This window comes from Deinococcus radiophilus (genome assembly GCF_020889625.1).
GTDB classification, from domain to species: Bacteria; Deinococcota; Deinococci; order Deinococcales; family Deinococcaceae; genus Deinococcus; species Deinococcus radiophilus.
Genome location: NZ_CP086380.1, coordinates 750,522 through 766,399, shown reverse-complemented (window position 1 = coordinate 766,399; position 15,878 = coordinate 750,522). Strand labels below are relative to the sequence as shown.

General features: G+C 62.2%; 13 protein-coding genes. 5 read left to right on the top strand and 8 right to left on the bottom strand.

The window, feature by feature from the left end; translation table 11 throughout:
• From ligA to ruvA, 3 genes are all read right to left on the bottom strand, one after another.
• A complete protein-coding gene (gene ligA, locus LMT64_RS03985; protein ID WP_126351591.1) occupies positions 1–2,028 on the bottom strand; it encodes an NAD-dependent DNA ligase LigA in 2,028 nt (675 codons plus the stop codon).
• A 66-nt stretch (positions 2,029–2,094) separates the two neighbouring features.
• Complete coding sequence (locus LMT64_RS03980) at positions 2,095–3,369, bottom strand: low temperature requirement protein A (RefSeq protein WP_229253373.1); 1,275 nt, start codon at positions 3,367–3,369, stop codon at positions 2,095–2,097.
• A 60-nt stretch (positions 3,370–3,429) separates the two neighbouring features.
• The gene (ruvA, locus tag LMT64_RS03975; RefSeq protein WP_126351589.1) at positions 3,430–4,020 is read right to left on the bottom strand and encodes a Holliday junction branch migration protein RuvA; all 591 of its coding nucleotides are present in this window, start codon (positions 4,018–4,020) and stop codon (positions 3,430–3,432) included.
• A gap of 150 nt (positions 4,021–4,170) precedes the next feature.
• Between ruvA and trxB the strand changes: the two genes are divergently transcribed.
• Positions 4,171–5,175, top strand: a complete 1,005-nt coding sequence (gene trxB, locus LMT64_RS03970) for a thioredoxin-disulfide reductase (protein WP_126351588.1) — start codon at positions 4,171–4,173, stop codon at positions 5,173–5,175.
• 78 nt (positions 5,176–5,253) lie between these two features.
• On the opposite strand, the gene LMT64_RS03965 is transcribed toward trxB, so the two are convergent.
• From LMT64_RS03965 to LMT64_RS03955, 3 genes are all read right to left on the bottom strand, one after another.
• Positions 5,254–6,018 carry an AIM24 family protein gene (locus LMT64_RS03965; RefSeq protein WP_126351587.1) on the bottom strand — a complete coding sequence of 255 codons (765 nt, stop codon included), beginning with the start codon at positions 6,016–6,018 and terminating at the stop codon, positions 5,254–5,256.
• Between the two features lie 63 nt (positions 6,019–6,081).
• Complete coding sequence (locus tag LMT64_RS03960) at positions 6,082–6,666, bottom strand: response regulator transcription factor (RefSeq protein ID WP_126351668.1); 585 nt, start codon at positions 6,664–6,666, stop codon at positions 6,082–6,084.
• A 98-nt stretch (positions 6,667–6,764) separates the two neighbouring features.
• Positions 6,765–7,880, bottom strand: a complete 1,116-nt coding sequence (locus tag LMT64_RS03955; RefSeq protein ID WP_126351586.1) for a sensor histidine kinase — start codon at positions 7,878–7,880, stop codon at positions 6,765–6,767.
• Positions 7,881–8,046: 166 nt separating this feature from the next.
• Between LMT64_RS03955 and trmFO the strand changes: the two genes are divergently transcribed.
• Positions 8,047–9,438 (top strand): methylenetetrahydrofolate--tRNA-(uracil(54)-C(5))-methyltransferase (FADH(2)-oxidizing) TrmFO, encoded by a 1,392-nt coding sequence (gene trmFO, locus LMT64_RS03950; protein ID WP_229253372.1) that lies wholly within the window; start codon positions 8,047–8,049, stop codon positions 9,436–9,438.
• 236 nt (positions 9,439–9,674) lie between these two features.
• Here trmFO and LMT64_RS03945 read toward each other — a convergent pair whose 3' ends face one another.
• A complete protein-coding gene (locus tag LMT64_RS03945; RefSeq protein WP_126351584.1) occupies positions 9,675–9,920 on the bottom strand; it encodes a cold-shock protein in 246 nt (81 codons plus the stop codon).
• Between the two features lie 272 nt (positions 9,921–10,192).
• Between LMT64_RS03945 and LMT64_RS14225 the strand changes: the two genes are divergently transcribed.
• The 3 genes from LMT64_RS14225 to LMT64_RS03925 all read left to right on the top strand — a co-directional run bounded on the left by LMT64_RS14225 (position 10,193) and on the right by LMT64_RS03925 (position 13,294).
• On the top strand, positions 10,193–11,155 hold the full coding sequence (locus LMT64_RS14225) for an NUDIX domain-containing protein (RefSeq protein ID WP_324295869.1): 963 nt from the start codon (positions 10,193–10,195) through the stop codon (positions 11,153–11,155).
• 104 nt (positions 11,156–11,259) lie between these two features.
• Positions 11,260–12,138, top strand: a complete 879-nt coding sequence (locus LMT64_RS03930; RefSeq protein ID WP_126351583.1) for a hypothetical protein — start codon at positions 11,260–11,262, stop codon at positions 12,136–12,138.
• Complete coding sequence (locus LMT64_RS03925; protein WP_229253371.1) at positions 12,128–13,294, top strand: sensor histidine kinase; 1,167 nt, start codon at positions 12,128–12,130, stop codon at positions 13,292–13,294. Before LMT64_RS03930 ends, LMT64_RS03925 begins: the two co-directional genes overlap by 11 nt.
• A gap of 59 nt (positions 13,295–13,353) precedes the next feature.
• Here the strand turns inward: LMT64_RS03925 and glgP are convergent, their stop codons facing one another.
• Complete coding sequence (glgP, locus tag LMT64_RS03920; RefSeq protein ID WP_229253370.1) at positions 13,354–15,876, bottom strand: alpha-glucan family phosphorylase; 2,523 nt, start codon at positions 15,874–15,876, stop codon at positions 13,354–13,356.
• Between the last annotated feature and the right edge of the window lie 2 nt (positions 15,877–15,878).

The window sequence follows — 15,878 nt, the reverse complement described above, 5'->3', positions numbered from 1 at the left end:
TTACCCGGCCAGAACGCCATGTTCCGTCAGCAACGCCGCCAAGCCATGCTCGTCCAAGACCGCTGTCCCCAGTTGCTGCGCCTTTTCCAGCTTGGAGCCTGCGTCCTCCCCCGCCAGCAGGAAGCTGGTCTTCTTGGTGACACTGCCGGTCACGCGTGCCCCCTGACTTTCCAGCAAGGCCCTGTAGTGGTCACGCGGCTGGCTGAGTGTCCCGGTAATCACGAAACTCAGGCCGCTCAGAGCCGTGCCACGCTGCTGTTGTTCTTGGGGTGGCTGCACCCCGGCCTCTTCCAGGCGGCGCAGCAGGTCACGCATGGCTTCATCCTGCAGGGCGGCCACCAGGTTCCGGGCGATGACCGGCCCCAGTCCTGGCACGGCGGCAACGGCAGCTTCGTCGGCAGCCACCAGGTGGTCCAGCATGCCGAACTGCGCCGCCAGCGCCTGCGAGACGCGTGCCCCGACATGCTGAATGCCCAGCGCGTTGATCACCCGCCACAGCGGCCGAGTTTTGCTGGCCTCCAGCTGCACAAGGATATTGGCGGCCTTCTTGTCTCCGCTGCGCTCCAATCCTGCGAGCGTTTCAGCACTCAGGGTATAGAGGTCGGCAGCGTCGCGCACCAACTCCTGCGCCAGCAGTTGACGGATTAGCTGTTCGCCCACGCCCCGAATATCCATGGCCTCCCGGCTGACGAAATAGCTGATGCGTTCGAACTGCTGTGCGGGACAGGCTGGGTTGGGACAGTAGGTGTTGGCATCGCCCTCTGTGCGGACCAGGGCATGAGCACACTGCGGACACTCGGTGGGAAAAACGTATGGCTGGGCGTCGGCCGGTCGCCGCTCAGGGATGACACGCATAATTTGTGGGATCACGCCGCCTGACTTACGCACCACCACCGTGTCCCCCAGCCGCAGGTCCAGGTCACGCACGAAGTCCTCGTTATGGAGCGTGGCACGGCTAACGGTGCTGCCTTCAATCAGGCGCGGGGCCAGATGGGCCAGCGGAGTGATCTTACCAGTCCGGCCTACCCCTACGCTGATCTCTTCCAGTACCGTTTCGGCCTCTTCTACCGGGAACTTGTAGGCAATGGCCCAGCGCGGCGCACGGCTGGTGAATCCGGCCTCCCCTTGCAGGGCCAGAGCATCCAGCTTGATCACGGTGCCGTCCGCATCAAACGGTAAGTCAGCGCGGCTGGCTGTCAGCGCGGCGTGGTAGGCCAAGGCAGCCTCCAGCCCGTCCAGCGTACGCGAATAGGGACTGGTGGCAAAGCCCTGGGCCGCCAGCCAGTCCAGTACCTCGCCCTGGGTGCGGGCAGGCACACCGTCCCGCTTCCCCAGCGAGTAGAAGATGGCCTTGAGACCCCGGCGGCGGGTCACTTCGGGGTCTTTCTGCCGCAGAGCCCCCGCTGCACCGTTGCGGGGATTCTTGAGCAGTGGTTCGCCCAGTTCCTCGGCGCGCGCGTTGTAGGCCGCAAAGTCCTCACGGGCCAGATACACTTCGCCGCGCACCTCAAGTTCACCCCTGAGGCCGGGAAGCTGCTGAGGAATACCAGGGACAGTCAGCACCTGGGCCGTGACCTTTTCCCCGGTGCGCCCGTTGCCACGTGTGGCGGCCCACTGCAATTCGCCGTCACGGTAATACAGATTGACGCTCAGGCCATCAATTTTCAGCTCAGTGGTGTAGCGGAACTCGGCGGTTTCCGGGTCCATGTTCATCGAGCGGGCCAGCCGCTCCTGCCAGCCATACATCTCATCGTCCCCGAAGGCATTGTCGAGGCTGGTCATCGGGGTAGGATGATCCACCGACTCAAACGCCGTACTGACGGCCCCACCTACCTGCTGCGCGGGCGAAAGTCCGTCGGCCCATTCCGGATGCTCCGCTTCGGCGGCACGCAGACGGTGCACCAGAGCGTCGTACTGATCATCCGGAATCTCGGGGTCGTCCTGTTCGTGGTAGGCGCGGTTGTGACGCTCCACCTCATCCCGCAGGTCAAGGTATTCGGCATGCGTCAGCGGAGACTCAGTGGACATACCCCCAGCATAACGGCCCGCCGAGTCGGAGGCCGACCCATCTCTGGTGTCAACCTCCGACCTTCGCTACTCTTCGCTGCCGTGCTCGTCCAGGACAGCTTCCTCAACTTTGCCTAGGCGCTGCGAAGCCGGATCAGTGGCGATGATCAGGGCCGCGACTACGGTCACAGCTGCCGTAGCCAGGTGAAGTGACAAGGCCCCCAGATGACTGAGGGCCAGTAGGGCACTGGCCACCGCCCCTGCCAGCAGGGTCAGCATAGAGCGGTCCAATGACGGAACCCGCGTCAGCCGTGAAGAGTTGTAGCGAATCAGCGCCAGCGATCCGAATACGGCCGCCATCGCCCAGCTCACCAGGGTCAGGTTCAGTTGGTCATGGTGTTCGTCCTCGTAGGCGATGCCGTGTCCAAACCCTACCCCGACCATCATGATCGCAATGGTCAGGGGGAGGTGTGCATAGAGCCAGGACATCAATGTTCCGCCCCGTGACTGCAGATTGGCCACCAGCACCGGCAACGCCCGCGACTGATCGAAGTACAAGCGGAACATCGCAATACAGGTCACCAGCGCAAGAAACGTAGGAAGTTGCCCCAACAGCGTCATTTCCTGCTGACGGCCTCCCACCACCACCTCGGTCACGATGCCGCCCAGCGCGATGATCTGGAGCAGGCCGACCCGCTCTGGCAGGTGCTCGTGGTGCGGCAGGGCATGGTGGTGATAGCGCTGGGCAGGCACGGGGGTCAGGACCGTCACCAGCAGCGCCAGTCCCCACAGCACCAGCGTCAGGGTGTGACTGGTGGGCATACTCAGCAGCCATAGCACCCCAGAAAGGGCCAGGCCCGCCGCCGTGACACGGGCGTACTGTCTGGCGCCCGGCTCCTTGTGGGCCAGCAACAGATACATGCCCACCAGCGTAAAGCGGTTAAAGGCGTAGGCAGCCGCAAAGAGCCAGCCGGTATGTTCCACGTCGCTGCGCAGGGTCAGGCTCAGCACACCTAGGGTCAGCAGTTCCAGCAGGGTGCCCCAGCGGTAGATTTTAGAGTCGTTACCAAAACGGGCCGCGAACTGTGTGTTGCCGGACCAGACCGACCACGGGGCCACGAACATCAGCAAAAAGACGATGATGTTTTCGGGGGCGAAGCTGTCGCCCAGTCGTTTGGCCAACTGGTCGAAGGAGGTCACAAAAATCAAGTCGAAAAATAGCTCCAGCCAGCTGACTTTCTGGTCTTCCTCGGTCAGTTGCCCCTGATTCTCGGAGCCAGTATTAAGCGAGACTTCTGGCTGATTCTCTTCCTGGGCGTTGTCACGAATGTCCACGCCCTCTTGGATGCCTTGCTGCGTCACAGTGTTCTCTTTTCTTGTCTTGGGGAAATATGGCCCAGGAGTTGCTGACTGGAACGAGGCTTAGCGGAGTTTGCCCAGGCCTTTGCGGATCAGGGCGTCGCTGCCCTGCTCTGGATCGTCAGCCAGCAACGCGGCAATCACGCTGCGGACCTGTGGCTCGCGGAAGCCCAGTGCCATCAGCGCATCGGTTGCGTCGGCCCCAGCAGTACTCAGGCGCACTGGAACAGCGCCACGGCCACCTGCAGCCAGATGCTCCGGCACCTTGCTCTGGATTTCCAGAATCAGGCGCTCGGCAGTTTTCTTTCCCACGCCACTTACGCTGGACAGCAACTTGGCATCCCCATCCACGATGCCCTGAGCCAGCGCCGAGACGGGCATGGCCGACAACATCGCCAGTCCCAACTTGGGCCCCACGCCACTGACCCCGGTCACCAGGTCAAACAGCTGAGCACTGTCGGCGTCATGAAAACCAAACAGCAATTGCGCGTCCTCGCGGACAATGAAGCGGGTATGCAGCTCAGCTTCGCCGCCCACCTTGAGGCGGCCCAGGGTGGACTGAGGACACTGCACCTCATACCCTAAGCCGCCGGCCTGAATGACGGCACTGCCAGTACGCAGCTCACGCACGGTGCCCCAGATGTAAGCGATCACCTGCGTACTATATGGAGTTTAGCGGGCCGCGCCCAGTGAAAAGCTTGCATTTACCCTGAGACTCGCCGCGCCGCCCTAAGAGCGCATCGGTAGATATAAATATGTGAATCAGTCTCAGAACAACTGGGCCACCGGTGCTACCCTACAGATATGAGTGAACAAGCCCAGATGTACGACGTGATTATCGTGGGGGGCGGCCCTGCGGGTCTGACAGCCGCCATCTACACCGGGCGCGGCGAACTGTCCACCTTGGTGCTGGAACGCGGCCTGCCGGGCGGCCAGATTTCGCAGACGGAAGAAGTGGAGAACTACCCCGGCTTTCCCGAAGCGATCAGCGGCATGGAGCTGAGCCAGCGAATGGTGCAGCAGGCCGAGAAATTCGGCGCCGTGATTGAGATGGATGAAGTCCTGAGCATTGATCACACCACTGAAGCGGTGCAATATCCCTTCACCGTGCAGGGTCACGCCGGGAACTACCAGGCCAAGTCAGTGATCCTGACCACCGGGGCCGAGCCGCGCCGCTTAGGCGTTCCCGGCGAGGAGAAGTTCTGGGGCAAGGGCGTCAGCACCTGCGCGACCTGCGACGGCTTTTTCTACCGGGGCAAAAAAGTCGTGGTGGTGGGTGGTGGCGACGCCGCCGTGGAAGAGGGCCTGTTCCTGACCAAGTTTGCTGATGAAGTCACCCTGATTCACCGCCGTGAAGAGCTGCGGGCCAACAAGTCGGCGCAGGCCCGTGTGTTCGCCAACGAGAAGATGAAATTCATCTGGAACACCACCGTGGAAGAGATCTTGGGGAATGAGCAGGTAAGCGGCGTGCGGCTGAAGGACGTGAACACCGGCGAGGAGCGCGTGATGGAGACTGATGGCGTGTTCATCTTTATCGGCCACATTCCCAACACTGGATTCGTCAAGGACACCGTAAAGTTGCGCGATGACGGCTACGTGGATGTCCGCGAAGACATCTACACCAGCGTGCCGATGCTGTTTGCGGCGGGCGACGTCAGCGACTGGGTGTACCGCCAGCTGGCCACCAGCGTCGGCACTGGCACCCGCGCCGCCATGAGCGCCGAACGTGCCCTGGCAGAGCTGGAAGCGGCGTTTACTGGCGAAGGCTCACAGGCCGCGCAGGCCCACGCCGCCGTCGCCAACGACTGAGAAAGTAAAAAGAAAGAGGCCAGCCTGGGAGTACCCAGCACTGGCCTCTTTTTGGTTGATGGACGCCAGTGGACCGCCTTAGCCTCCGCTGACCAGGATCGGTGTCTCTTCGTAAGGCTGCACCACCACGAATCCGCTGCCTTCAAACACCATCTGGAAGGTTTCGCCCCCACCCCGGCCCAGCAGGGTTCGCAGTGACAGATCCATTTTCAGCTCGGGACTCAGCCCTTCGCTCCAGGCCACGGTGGCGTTAGGGTCCGTGATTATCGGCTCACCGGGGCGGACCGGCAGTGTCAGCGGCTTACCGTGACTCAGGACCGCCACCAGCCCACGTCCGCTCAGGCGCACACTGAATAAACCTCCACTGGCCCAGCCCGCCATGCGGCGGTGCATGGTGATGTCATAGGTCACACTGTCCTCAAAGGCCAGCAGGTCATTGCCGTTGACGTTCAGGGTGTCGCCTTCTAACCGCAGAACAGTCACTTGCTTGCCCCGGTCTGCCAGGTAACAGATGCCGTTGCCCTCAATGGCGACCAGCGGCGTCATTTCACTGGAGACGGCCCGCTTGAAGGCCTTCAGCATGCCGCCGTCTAACAGGCCCTCGCGCTGAAAGGTCAGTTGGCCCTTGTAGGCCACCATCGCGCCCAGCTTGCTCCAGATCCGGCCACTGACGTTGGCCTCCAGCATCTTGGGCGACTCCAGCTCAAAGACGTCGCCGGGGTTGTCGCGCTCTGCTGTCTGCTGCAGGAAATCATGCAAGCTGGTGCTGGCCTGAGCATCGGCGGCCGTGGACTGCTTTCCGGCAGGATGACCCTGCGGGCGGCCATATTCTTTTTCGGTCATGCTCCCGGTACGCGGCGCGGGGAATCAGGGTTCCCAGGGCCAATCCCAGGTCTAAGTTCCCCTCTATTCTAAGAGGCCTATGGTTCGCGCCCGGCTCACCGCTTCGGTCCGGTCACAGGCATCCAGCTTGCCGTACATCCGTGCCAGGTGGTCTTTGACCGTGTCGGGACTGAGGCCCAGCTCGCGGGCAATCTCCTTGTTACTCAGTCCTTGTGCCAGCAGCGGCAAGACCTGACTCTCGCGGGGGGTCAGACGCGGGACGTCTACCCTGGGCAACCGGTCCTGGGTCGGATCGGTGATGATGGCCTGTAACTGCGCGGCCAACGCGGGTGGGTCGGTTTCCTTGGACAGATAACCCCGCGCTCCCGCTTCCCGCGCCGCCTGAATAATGGCGGGCTCAGAGAACGTGGTAATCAGGATACTGATGACCTCCGGGCAATCACGACTCAGCCGCTCACAGACCTCAATCCCGGTCAGCCCCGGCATCTTGACGTCCAGCAGGGCCGCGGTGGGGCGCAAACTGCGGCACGCTTCCAGGGCCTCGTTGCCGTCCTGGGCTTCGGCGACCACCTCAAAGCCCTGGTGCATCAGCGCATATTTCAGGCCCATCCGGAACAGGGGATGATCGTCCGCGATCACCAGGGTCATCCGCCTGGTCTGGGGTGCAGGCATGAACCCAGCTTCCCCTACCCGCTGCCCGGGAAGGCGCTGCTCTGGGCGCAGGTTGGGGAGGGTTTTGGTCTGGGTCATGATGGGCTCCTTTCGGGGGCGGAAGCGGAGGGCGGACTGAGGCTTTCCATTTCAACTTCGGATAAGTGCAGTAAAAACACACTGCGGGCGCTGGGACGCTCCGGCGGCTGCGGCGGGTCGCGGAAGTAATACAGGCCGCCACCATGGGCCTCGGCAATGCGGCGGGCGATAAACAGCCCTAACCCAGCAGTTCCGGCGGTGTAATGCTGCCCAGCAATCAGCGCCGGCTGACTGTTGAACGGCTGAGCCAGTTCGTCCAGATCGCCCTCTAGTCCTGGGCCGTCGTCGCGGACTTCCAGGCCCTGCGGGACCACCGCCAGGACCACTTCCGAGTGGGCGTAACGCAGGGCATTGTCGGTGAGGTTGGTCACGGCTCGCTCCAGCACTGCGGCATCTACCACCGCTTGCCCTGCCCCCACCACCATCAGTCTCAGGTAACGTTCGGCTGCGGCCTGCTCCAGGCGCCCCGCTACCCGCACCAGCAACGAGCGCAGATCGGTGGCCTGGGGGTCCAGGCGGACATCGTCACGTTCAAAGCGGTGGGCATCCGCCATCTGACTGACCAGGGACAACAAGCGGCGGTTTTCGGTCAGGAGATGGTCGCTGATTTCGGCCTTTTCGTCTGCACTCAGATCGAAATGAGTCAGGGAGTGAACCAGATGGCCGGTCGCGATCAGTGGGGTCTTGAGATCATGCACCAGGGTTGCCATAAAAGCGTTGCGGCGGGCCTGTTCCGTTCCCAGACGGCCCAGCAGACCGGAAAAAGCACCGCGCAATGCCACGATTTCGGTGGGATCGTCCGGCCAGGGAGCGCCGAAGTCGGCCTGTTCCACCTCAGCGCGCAGGCGGATCAGGGGACGCAGCAGCAGACCACTCAGGAGCCAGGCAATCATCCCTGACAGCAGTGCCACCAATCCCATCCAGACGGCCAACGGCAAAATGGGCAGGCTGGGGCTCGCCACCACCGTAATCACCAGATTGGGCAAAAAGGCCATCAACGCAATGACAGCGGTGATCTGCGTCCGCAGGCTAGAAGGGAGTCGCCGGGCTGCTGGCAGCGTAGGTTGATCCGCTCCGATATGGCCTACCGCCGTTTTCACCGCTTTGCTCATCGCCCACCCCCTTCCGGTTTCAGCTCACCGCTTATGCTAGGCTCACGAATCTGACAGGCACATCACCCGCCCAGGCTTGATGAGGCAGGCAACCCTGGTCACCAGACGTATGGAATTGGTATGCAGCCTCCGGCAGTGGGGCCGATTCACGGCTACACTGGGCGGAATGACGATGTCTGAACTTGCTCAAATCACCGTGATCGGCGCAGGCCTGGCTGGAGCCGAAGCGGCCCTGAGCGCGGCCAGCCAGGGCGTACGGGTGCGCCTGTATGAAATGCGCCCTCACAAGATGACCCCAGCCCACCGCACTGGGCAGTTTGCCGAGCTGGTCTGCTCAACCAGTCTGGGCGGCGAGGGCGAGATGCAGTCTAAGGGAATGCTTCAAGCTGAAATGCGCTCAGTCGGGGCTGGCATCGTGGGCAGCGCCGACCACAGCCGTGTGCCCGCAGGGAACGCACTGGCCGTGGACCGTGAAGCCTTCAGCGCCGAAGTCACGCGGCGCGTGCGGGAATGCCCCCTGATTGAAGTGGTGGAAGAAGAACTGACCGCCGTGCCAGATGGTATCTGCGTGATTGCCTCCGGCCCGCTGACCTCCGATGCGCTGGCGCAGGACCTGATGCGCCTGACCGGCAGTGAACGCCTGAGCTTTTACGACGCCGCCGCACCAGTGATTGACGCTGCCAGCATTGACCTGGATACAGCCTGGCGGGCCGGGCGCTACGAACAGAGCGCAGATTACATCAACTGCCCTTTCACCAAGGAGGAATACCAGACCTTCATCGCTGCACTGGAGCAAGCCCGCAGCCATACGCCCCACGACTGGGAAAAGTTGGAGTTCTTCGAGGGCTGCATGCCGATTGAAGAAATTGCCCGCCGTGGTCCCGATACCCCGCGCTTTGGGCCGATGTCGCCTAAGGGACTAGACAACCCACGCACTGGGCGCTGGCCCTACGCGGTGGCCCAGCTGCGCCAGGAAGACGCCGAGGGCCGGATGTGGTCGCTGGTCGGTTTTCAGACCGGCCTGAAATGGGGCGACCAAAAGGAACTGGTACAGCTGATTCCCGGCCTCCAAAATGCTGAAATTGTCCGCTACGGCGTGATGCACCGCAATACTTATCTGAATGCCCCGGAGGTCTTGAATGCCACCATGCAGCTGAAAGCAGATCCGCAGAAGTTTGTGGCTGGCGTGCTGGCTGGGACGGAGGGCTACCTGGAATCGTCGGCGACCGGCTGGCTGGCCGGACTGAACGCAGCGCGGCTGGCGCAGGGCAAAGACCCGGTGGCACCACCACCCACCACCATGCTGGGTGGTCTGGTGCATTACCTCGCCAGTGCCAACCCCAAAGGTTTCCAGCCGATGAATGTGAATTGGGCTTTGGTTCCTGATCCGCCCTTGCCTGAAGGAAAACGCAAATGGGGCAAGCGGGAAAAACGCCCACTGATGTTCCGACAGGGCATGAGCGACTGGCAAGACTGGGCAGGCGAAATTGGCCTCACCATTTCACCCCATGTGCTGGCCCAACCTAGAGAAGCCGAAACCACAGCTCCAGCAAACTGATCGGAAAAAGCAGAGCCGCAGAACAAAATTGCTGCGGCTCAAACTTTTGGACTCACGGTCCGCATAGGTCAGCGAGGATCCTTAGTCTGAGGCAATGCCCCTGTCCTATAGGCCTACGGGCCAGGACCAAAAAAACCCGCCCCCACATCTGGAGGCGGGTCGTCACTACAACCAGCTCAATTATGGCCGTTCTGATCAGAACTTTGGCCCAAGTGGCTCAGCGACTGAAAAAGAACTTACCAGCGCTCGCTGCGGCCTGCCGGAGCAGGAGCCGCATTGGTCACGACAACGTTCTTGGCCTGGGGACCACGGTCGCCTTGACCGTCGCCTACTTCGAATTCGACTTCGTCGCCTTCGTTCAGCTTGCGAAAACCGTTGCTGCTGATCGCGCTGTAGTGCACGAACACGTCGGGGTTTCCGGGGTGCTCAATAAAGCCATAACCTTTTTCAACGCTGAACCACTTTACTCGTCCTTGAGGCATACATCTCCTTGCATCTGCCGCGCACAGCCGATACCCGTTCAATAAACAGAGCATCACTTGTCTTGGCTGCGGCTTCAGACCCGGACATTATGACATGCCCAGAGCCAGAGGGGGGCATATCTGCCGACCGCCGACCGTTAGCCGCCGTGATAGATGGTGGCTGCAAGGGGATTTTTTAGGCCTTTGAGCAAGTCTTCACTCCCCCGACCTTCTGCCTGCTTCGCTGAGCAACCGCATCTCCGCTCAAGTCAGGCATTTCTTATACTTCAGATATGAGCGACTTTTCCCAGCAGGCCACGAGCGGTTCCGCCCACACGAGTGATCCCCCGGTGCAGCCTGGGGCGGGCGGTGTGGTGCTGAATCGGCGCGGTGAAGTGCTGCTGGTGCGGTATCGCAGCGGCGGTTGGACCTTTCCCAAAGGCCACCTGGAAGCCGGCGAGACACCGCTGCAAACAGCCCTCCGTGAGGTTCACGAGGAAACGGGTGTTCAGGCAGCAGAAGTCGGCTGGCTCCCCGCGACCCGCTACACCAATGACCGGGGCCAGCGCCGCGAAATAGACTGGTTCGTTCTGGAAGCTCTGGCAGGCAAAGTGCAGCTGGAGGACACCTTTATTGATGGCGGCTTTTATCCCATAGAACAAGCGAGGCAATTGCTGTCCTATCCGGAAGATGTGCAGCTGCTCTGGCAGGCCGAATTCGCCTGGGCAGCCAGACAGGCCCGCAGCAATGTATACACCCTGGAAGACCGTCAGCCGGTCATTCACCCCAGCGCTTACATTGCACCGGGGGCCGCCGTGATCGGCACAGTGTCGCTGGCCGAGCAGAGTTCGGTCTGGTTTGGGGCGGTGCTGCGCGGCGACATTGAACCTGTGGTCGTGGGGGCACGGTCCAATGTGCAGGACGCGGCGGTACTTCATACCGAGCGGGGGCACCCGTGTGTGCTGGAAGAAGACGTGACGGTCGGACACGGCGCAGTGGTCCACGGAGCACACTGTGGAGCAGGATCGCTGATTGGCATGGGCGCCACCCTCTTGAGCGGGTCACGTCTGGGACGGGGTGCAGTGCTGGGGGCTGGGGCGCTGCTGCGCGGCGGAGATGAGGTCCCGGATGGCATGGTCGCGGTGGGCGTCCCGGCAAGGGTCATCGGCCCGGCACAGCCGTTTGAGAACGCTGAGCGCTATGTGCGCAACGCCGAGTGGTACGCCCGTGAACTGCTGCCACATACCCAGAGCTAGACCAGCAGTCGGAATCATTGGCCTCTGCCCTCGCCTCACCACCTGAGGTACGTTAAACTGGGCCTTTAAAGACCAGCTATACCTACGCCACGGAGACTGCGCTCATGCCTGAAGGAGATAACCCCACCCCAGCCCGCACGGTCAAGACACCGCGCCGCGCCGCCTCAGCCAAGGCAATGCCCAGCGTGGTAGAGCTGCCCCAGCTGTATCCACGGTTCCGGGAGGTTCAGCCTTTTCTGGCCCGCTTTTTGCCGGATGTGGCCCCCAGTCAGCTGGGCTTACACCAATCTTTTTGCGACCTATATGTCTTTCTGTCGCATCTCCAGGCCCAGGGTTGGAGCGGCTACCTGCATTCCAGCCGTAAAGAGCAAAATGTCTGGGTGCTACTTCTGCGCGGCCGCCCGGTGAGTGCTGCCGCGGACACCCTCCGCAGTGGCGCTGTTGTCCCCGCCGAAAGTATCGTGGCCGAAGAAGCCCTGGGCGAGCTGATCCTGAGTTACCAAGTGGGCGCGGAGCTGGCCGCCTATCCCCTGCCGGCTCAGTACGCAGAGCTGCTCAGTGGGCTAGGCAATCGGGCACAGAAATTCGACTTCAGCGCTGACTTTAATGGGCTGTATGCCCAACCCACTGGAGCGGTCCTCTATGCCCATGGGGAAGCCGTGGCCACCCTGGACGCCAGCTTGCCCTACGAGGGGGCGTTTCCAGTCGCCAACCCGCAACCCCTGGTGTTACCGCGCAACCTGGTGGGCTGGGCCCACGCCACCTATCAGCCCACCCTGCGTGGGCGGGATGTGCTGAGCCCCATCACGGCGGCACACGCCGAGTTCCGCGCCGAATTTGGGACTGATCTGGCCCCAGCGCTGATCCAAGCACTCATCCGTGGCGTATCACCTGCCGAATTTGCCCTCGAACACGACACCCCCCTCACCGAGATCGAACCCTGGCTGGGGCGCTTTAAGGAGCAGGGATACCTTGTCCGCTGAATACACTGCTCCTGAGGCCAACCGCCCGGTGCTGGTGGTCGGTGCCGCCGAAGCCTGGGTCACGGAACTGCGCCGGGTTATGCCGGAACAGGCCATGTTGCCAGTGCTGTCGGCTGAAGCGCTGCTGCGCCTGCCGGATGGGCTGCGGCCTTCAGCTGCAGTGATTGTCTCCGGAACGGTCTCCGACCGCTGGCCCGACGTATTGCCGGTGCTGCGCCGCCACGCTGGACTGGAATCCACCCGCTGGCTGGCGTTGACCCCACCGGAACGCTGGCCTGCACTGCTTGCAGCCGGAGCAGATGTGACGTTGCCGCTCGCTTCGCCACTTTCTATGCTGGCGCAGCAGATTCAAGCCCTCGTCCGGCTGTCCGAGGAGCAGGAGGGCCTACGCTTTCAGCTGCAGCAGGTCGAATCGGCACTTGAAGGCTGGGAGCGGGAAGAGCGGGTGCGCGACCAGCTGGTACACATGCTGGTCCACGACCTGAAAAACCCGATCACCGCAATTCTGGGCCTACTGGAAGTGGTGGCCGATGACCCGCGCCTGCCTGATGACGCCAAAGACCTGCTGGAAGTGGCCCGTGACGAAACCAGCCACCTGCTGCACCTGTCGCTGAACATGCTGGATGTGCGCAAGATTCAGGCGGGCAAGATGCATCTTAAGCGCGAGCAGATGACGGCGGCCCAGTTGGAGCAGACCGTCCAGCAGGCCATGGGTGACGTGGGTGCAGGGCTGAGTGACCGTCAGCTGACCGTCAACATCGTGCCGATGCCTCCGCTCAGCGCTGACCCCACCATGCTGCGCCGGGTGCTGGCCAATCTACTGAGCAATGCCCTCAAGCACACCACCCAGCGGGGCCTGATCGGGGTACAAACGGAGGTTATGGGGCAGGAGTTGCTGCTGCGGGTTTCCGACAACGGCGAGGGCATCCCCGCCGAAGACATCCCCAGATTATTCGCGGCCTTTGAGCAGTCACGCCTAACGCTGCATGGGCGTTTTGACACCGGCATGGGCCTGGCCTTTTGCAAACTGGCCGCCGAGGAGCACGGGGGCCGCATCTGGGTGGACTCGGTGCGGGGCGAGGGATCTACCTTTACCCTGGCGCTGCCACTGGGCCAACAGAGTCAGGCCGACGACGACGTGGAACTGCTGTTCTAGCTGTAATGAACATAGAGGATCAGAGGCAATCGCTCTGACCCTCTATGTCTTTTAGACCCTCAGGCCCACTTGATCAATCCCAGCTCAAAGTCGTTGCTGAGGCCTTCAATGTAGGGGTAAAGGCGCACGCCCACCTCGTACATGCCACTGCGGTCCAGCGACACGCGGGCAGCGTACTGCCCATCCTCACGCTGCACCATCGGAAAGCGCTCAATGCGGTGGCCACGCTTGAGAACCACCTCGGCACGCAACTCCGCTTGGGCAATCCGGGCCGGGTCCACCTGGGCCGTGACCTCAATATCCTCACCGGGTTCGGCAGTGGCGGGCAGATGATGGCTGGCCGTAATGCAGACCTGCGGCCACTGTTTCTCAGTCCAGGCTTTCCATTCGGCAATCTGACGGGCGCGTACGCCACCGCCTTCGGTCAGCAGGTCACGGCGCTGGCTGAGCGGGCGGTAATAGCACTGCACGTAATCAATGACCTGCCGCTGCATGGAGAACTGAGCACTGACTGACTCAATGGCATCACGCACCACCTTGGCCCAGCCTGCGGCGTCGCCCTTCTCGTTGTGGCCGTAGTAAAGCGGCACAATGGTCTGCTCTAGCGTCTGATACAGGCTGAAGGCGTCGGCGTCATCCTGCACCGACTGATCAGCGTACTCGCGCTCCTCGCCGATGGGCCAGCCGTTGGCATTACCGTCATCATGACCTTCGACCCACCAGCCGTCCAGCACGCTGAAATTCGGGCTGCCGTTAAATGACGCCTTCATGCCACTGGTCCCGGAAGCTTCCAGCGGGCGGCGCGGGTTGTTCATCCAGACGTCTACTCCCTGCACCAGACGGCGGGCCACATGCATGTCGTAGTTCTCCAGAATCACGATCTTGCCCCGGAACTCCGGCAGCTGTGAGACGCGGTAAATCTCCTGAATCATGGCCTTGCCGGGGTTGTCGGCGGGGTGGGCCTTGCCAGCAAAGACGAACTGTACCGGGCGCTCCGGATGATTGACGATCCGGCTCAGGCGGTCACGGTCACGCAGGAGCAGCGTAGCCCGCTTGTAGGTGGCAAAACGCCGCGCGAAGCCCACGGTCAGCACATCGGGGCTGAGCAATGTTTCGGTGTGGCTCAGCTCGGCGGCCCCGGCACCGTTGCGCAGCAGCATTTCCCGCTGATGCTCACGCACGAAGTCGATCATTTCACCCTTCATCTCGCGCTGGACTTCGGCCAGCTGGGCGTCGGTCAGTTTTTCGGCGTTGTTCCACAACTCCCGTTCGTGCACACGCTGGGTCCAGTCTTTGGGCATCACGGTGCCCAGCAGGTCGCGCATCCGCTGGCTGGTAAAGCTGAGGTTGTGCGCTCCATTGGTCACGTGCCCAATCGGCACTTCCTCGGCGTAGAGACCGGGATAAAGGCCCTGCCACATCTCGCGGCTGACCTGACCGTGCAACTTGGAAACACCGTTGGCCATGCGGCTCATCCTTAGAGCGAAGACCGTCATGTTGAAGGCCGGGCCGTGGTCCTCCAGCGACCCACTCCGGGCCAGCGAGTACAGCTGGTCCCGGCTGGTTCGCAGCCGCTCGGGCCAGCCGCCCAGGTAGCGGTCCATCAGCTCCCAGCTGAAAGCGTCATTGCCGGCTGGGACGGGTGTGTGGGTGGTAAACAGCGTGCAGCCCGCCGTCAGTTCAGTGGCGGCGCGGAAGTCCATGCCCTGCTCTACCCGCTCGCGGATGCGCTCCAGGTTCAGCAGGCCTGCATGACCCTCGTTCATATGCCAGACCTCGGCAGAAACTCCCGCGGCACGCAGCGCCCGCACTCCGCCGATGCCGAGCAGCATGTACTGCTTGAGACGCATTTCTTGATCGCCGCCGTACAGGCGTGAGGTAAGCAGGCGGTCATCCGGGTGGTTTTCGGCCAAATTGGTATCAAGCAGCAACATCCGAATGCGGCCAATCACCAGTTGCCAGATGCGGGCCATCACGTCCCGTCCACCGATATCCAGAGAAATCCTCAGTTCGTCATCCCCGTTTTGCCGAATGGGACGAATCGGCAGGGTGGTCACGTCCAGCTCGTCGTACTTCTCCTCTTGCCAGCCGTCGCGGTTAAACGTCTGGCGGAAATACCCCTGGTGAAACAGCAGGCCTACCGGGGTAAACGGCAGACCCAGGTCCGAAGCACTCTTGCAGTGGTCGCCCGCCAGTACGCCTAGGCTCCCGGAGTAGATCGGCAGTGACTCGTGCAGGCCATATTCCATGCTGAAATACGCAACTGACTTGAGGTCGGCGGCGTGCTGCGCAGCCCAAGTGTCTGTCCGGCGCATATAGGCATCGAACTCGGCCATAACTTCCTGATAACGCTGCACAAACTCCGGATCGGCGGCGGCGGCTTCCATGCGTTCGCTGCTGGCTTCCAGCAGAGTGCGGACCGGGTTGTGACCGTAAGTTTCCCAGGCTTCCGGGTCCAGCTCACGGTAGAGGCTACAGGCGCGGGGTTCCCAGCTCCAGTACAGGTTATAAGCCAGTTCCGACAGTCGCCCGATGGCTTCGGGGAGCCGGGGCAGGACCGTAATTTTGCCGAGAATATTCATGA

Excerpts from the sequence above, each read along its gene's own strand:
- ligA (WP_126351591.1), bottom strand. The coding sequence starts at position 2,028 with ATGTCCACTGAGTCTCCGCTGACGCATGCCGAATACCTTGACCTGCGG.
- trxB (WP_126351588.1), top strand. The coding sequence starts at position 4,171 with ATGAGTGAACAAGCCCAGATGTACGACGTGATTATCGTGGGGGGCGGC.
- LMT64_RS03965 (WP_126351587.1), bottom strand. The coding sequence starts at position 6,018 with ATGACCGAAAAAGAATATGGCCGCCCGCAGGGTCATCCTGCCGGAAAG.
- LMT64_RS03960 (WP_126351668.1), bottom strand. The coding sequence starts at position 6,666 with ATGACCCTGGTGATCGCGGACGATCATCCCCTGTTCCGGATGGGCCTG.
- LMT64_RS03955 (WP_126351586.1), bottom strand. The coding sequence starts at position 7,880 with ATGAGCAAAGCGGTGAAAACGGCGGTAGGCCATATCGGAGCGGATCAA.
- trmFO (WP_229253372.1), top strand. The coding sequence starts at position 8,047 with ATGACGATGTCTGAACTTGCTCAAATCACCGTGATCGGCGCAGGCCTG.
- LMT64_RS03945 (WP_126351584.1), bottom strand. The coding sequence starts at position 9,920 with ATGCCTCAAGGACGAGTAAAGTGGTTCAGCGTTGAAAAAGGTTATGGC.
- LMT64_RS14225 (WP_324295869.1), top strand. The coding sequence starts at position 10,193 with ATGAGCGACTTTTCCCAGCAGGCCACGAGCGGTTCCGCCCACACGAGT.
- LMT64_RS03930 (WP_126351583.1), top strand. The coding sequence starts at position 11,260 with ATGCCTGAAGGAGATAACCCCACCCCAGCCCGCACGGTCAAGACACCG.
- glgP (WP_229253370.1), bottom strand. The coding sequence starts at position 15,876 with ATGAATATTCTCGGCAAAATTACGGTCCTGCCCCGGCTCCCCGAAGCC.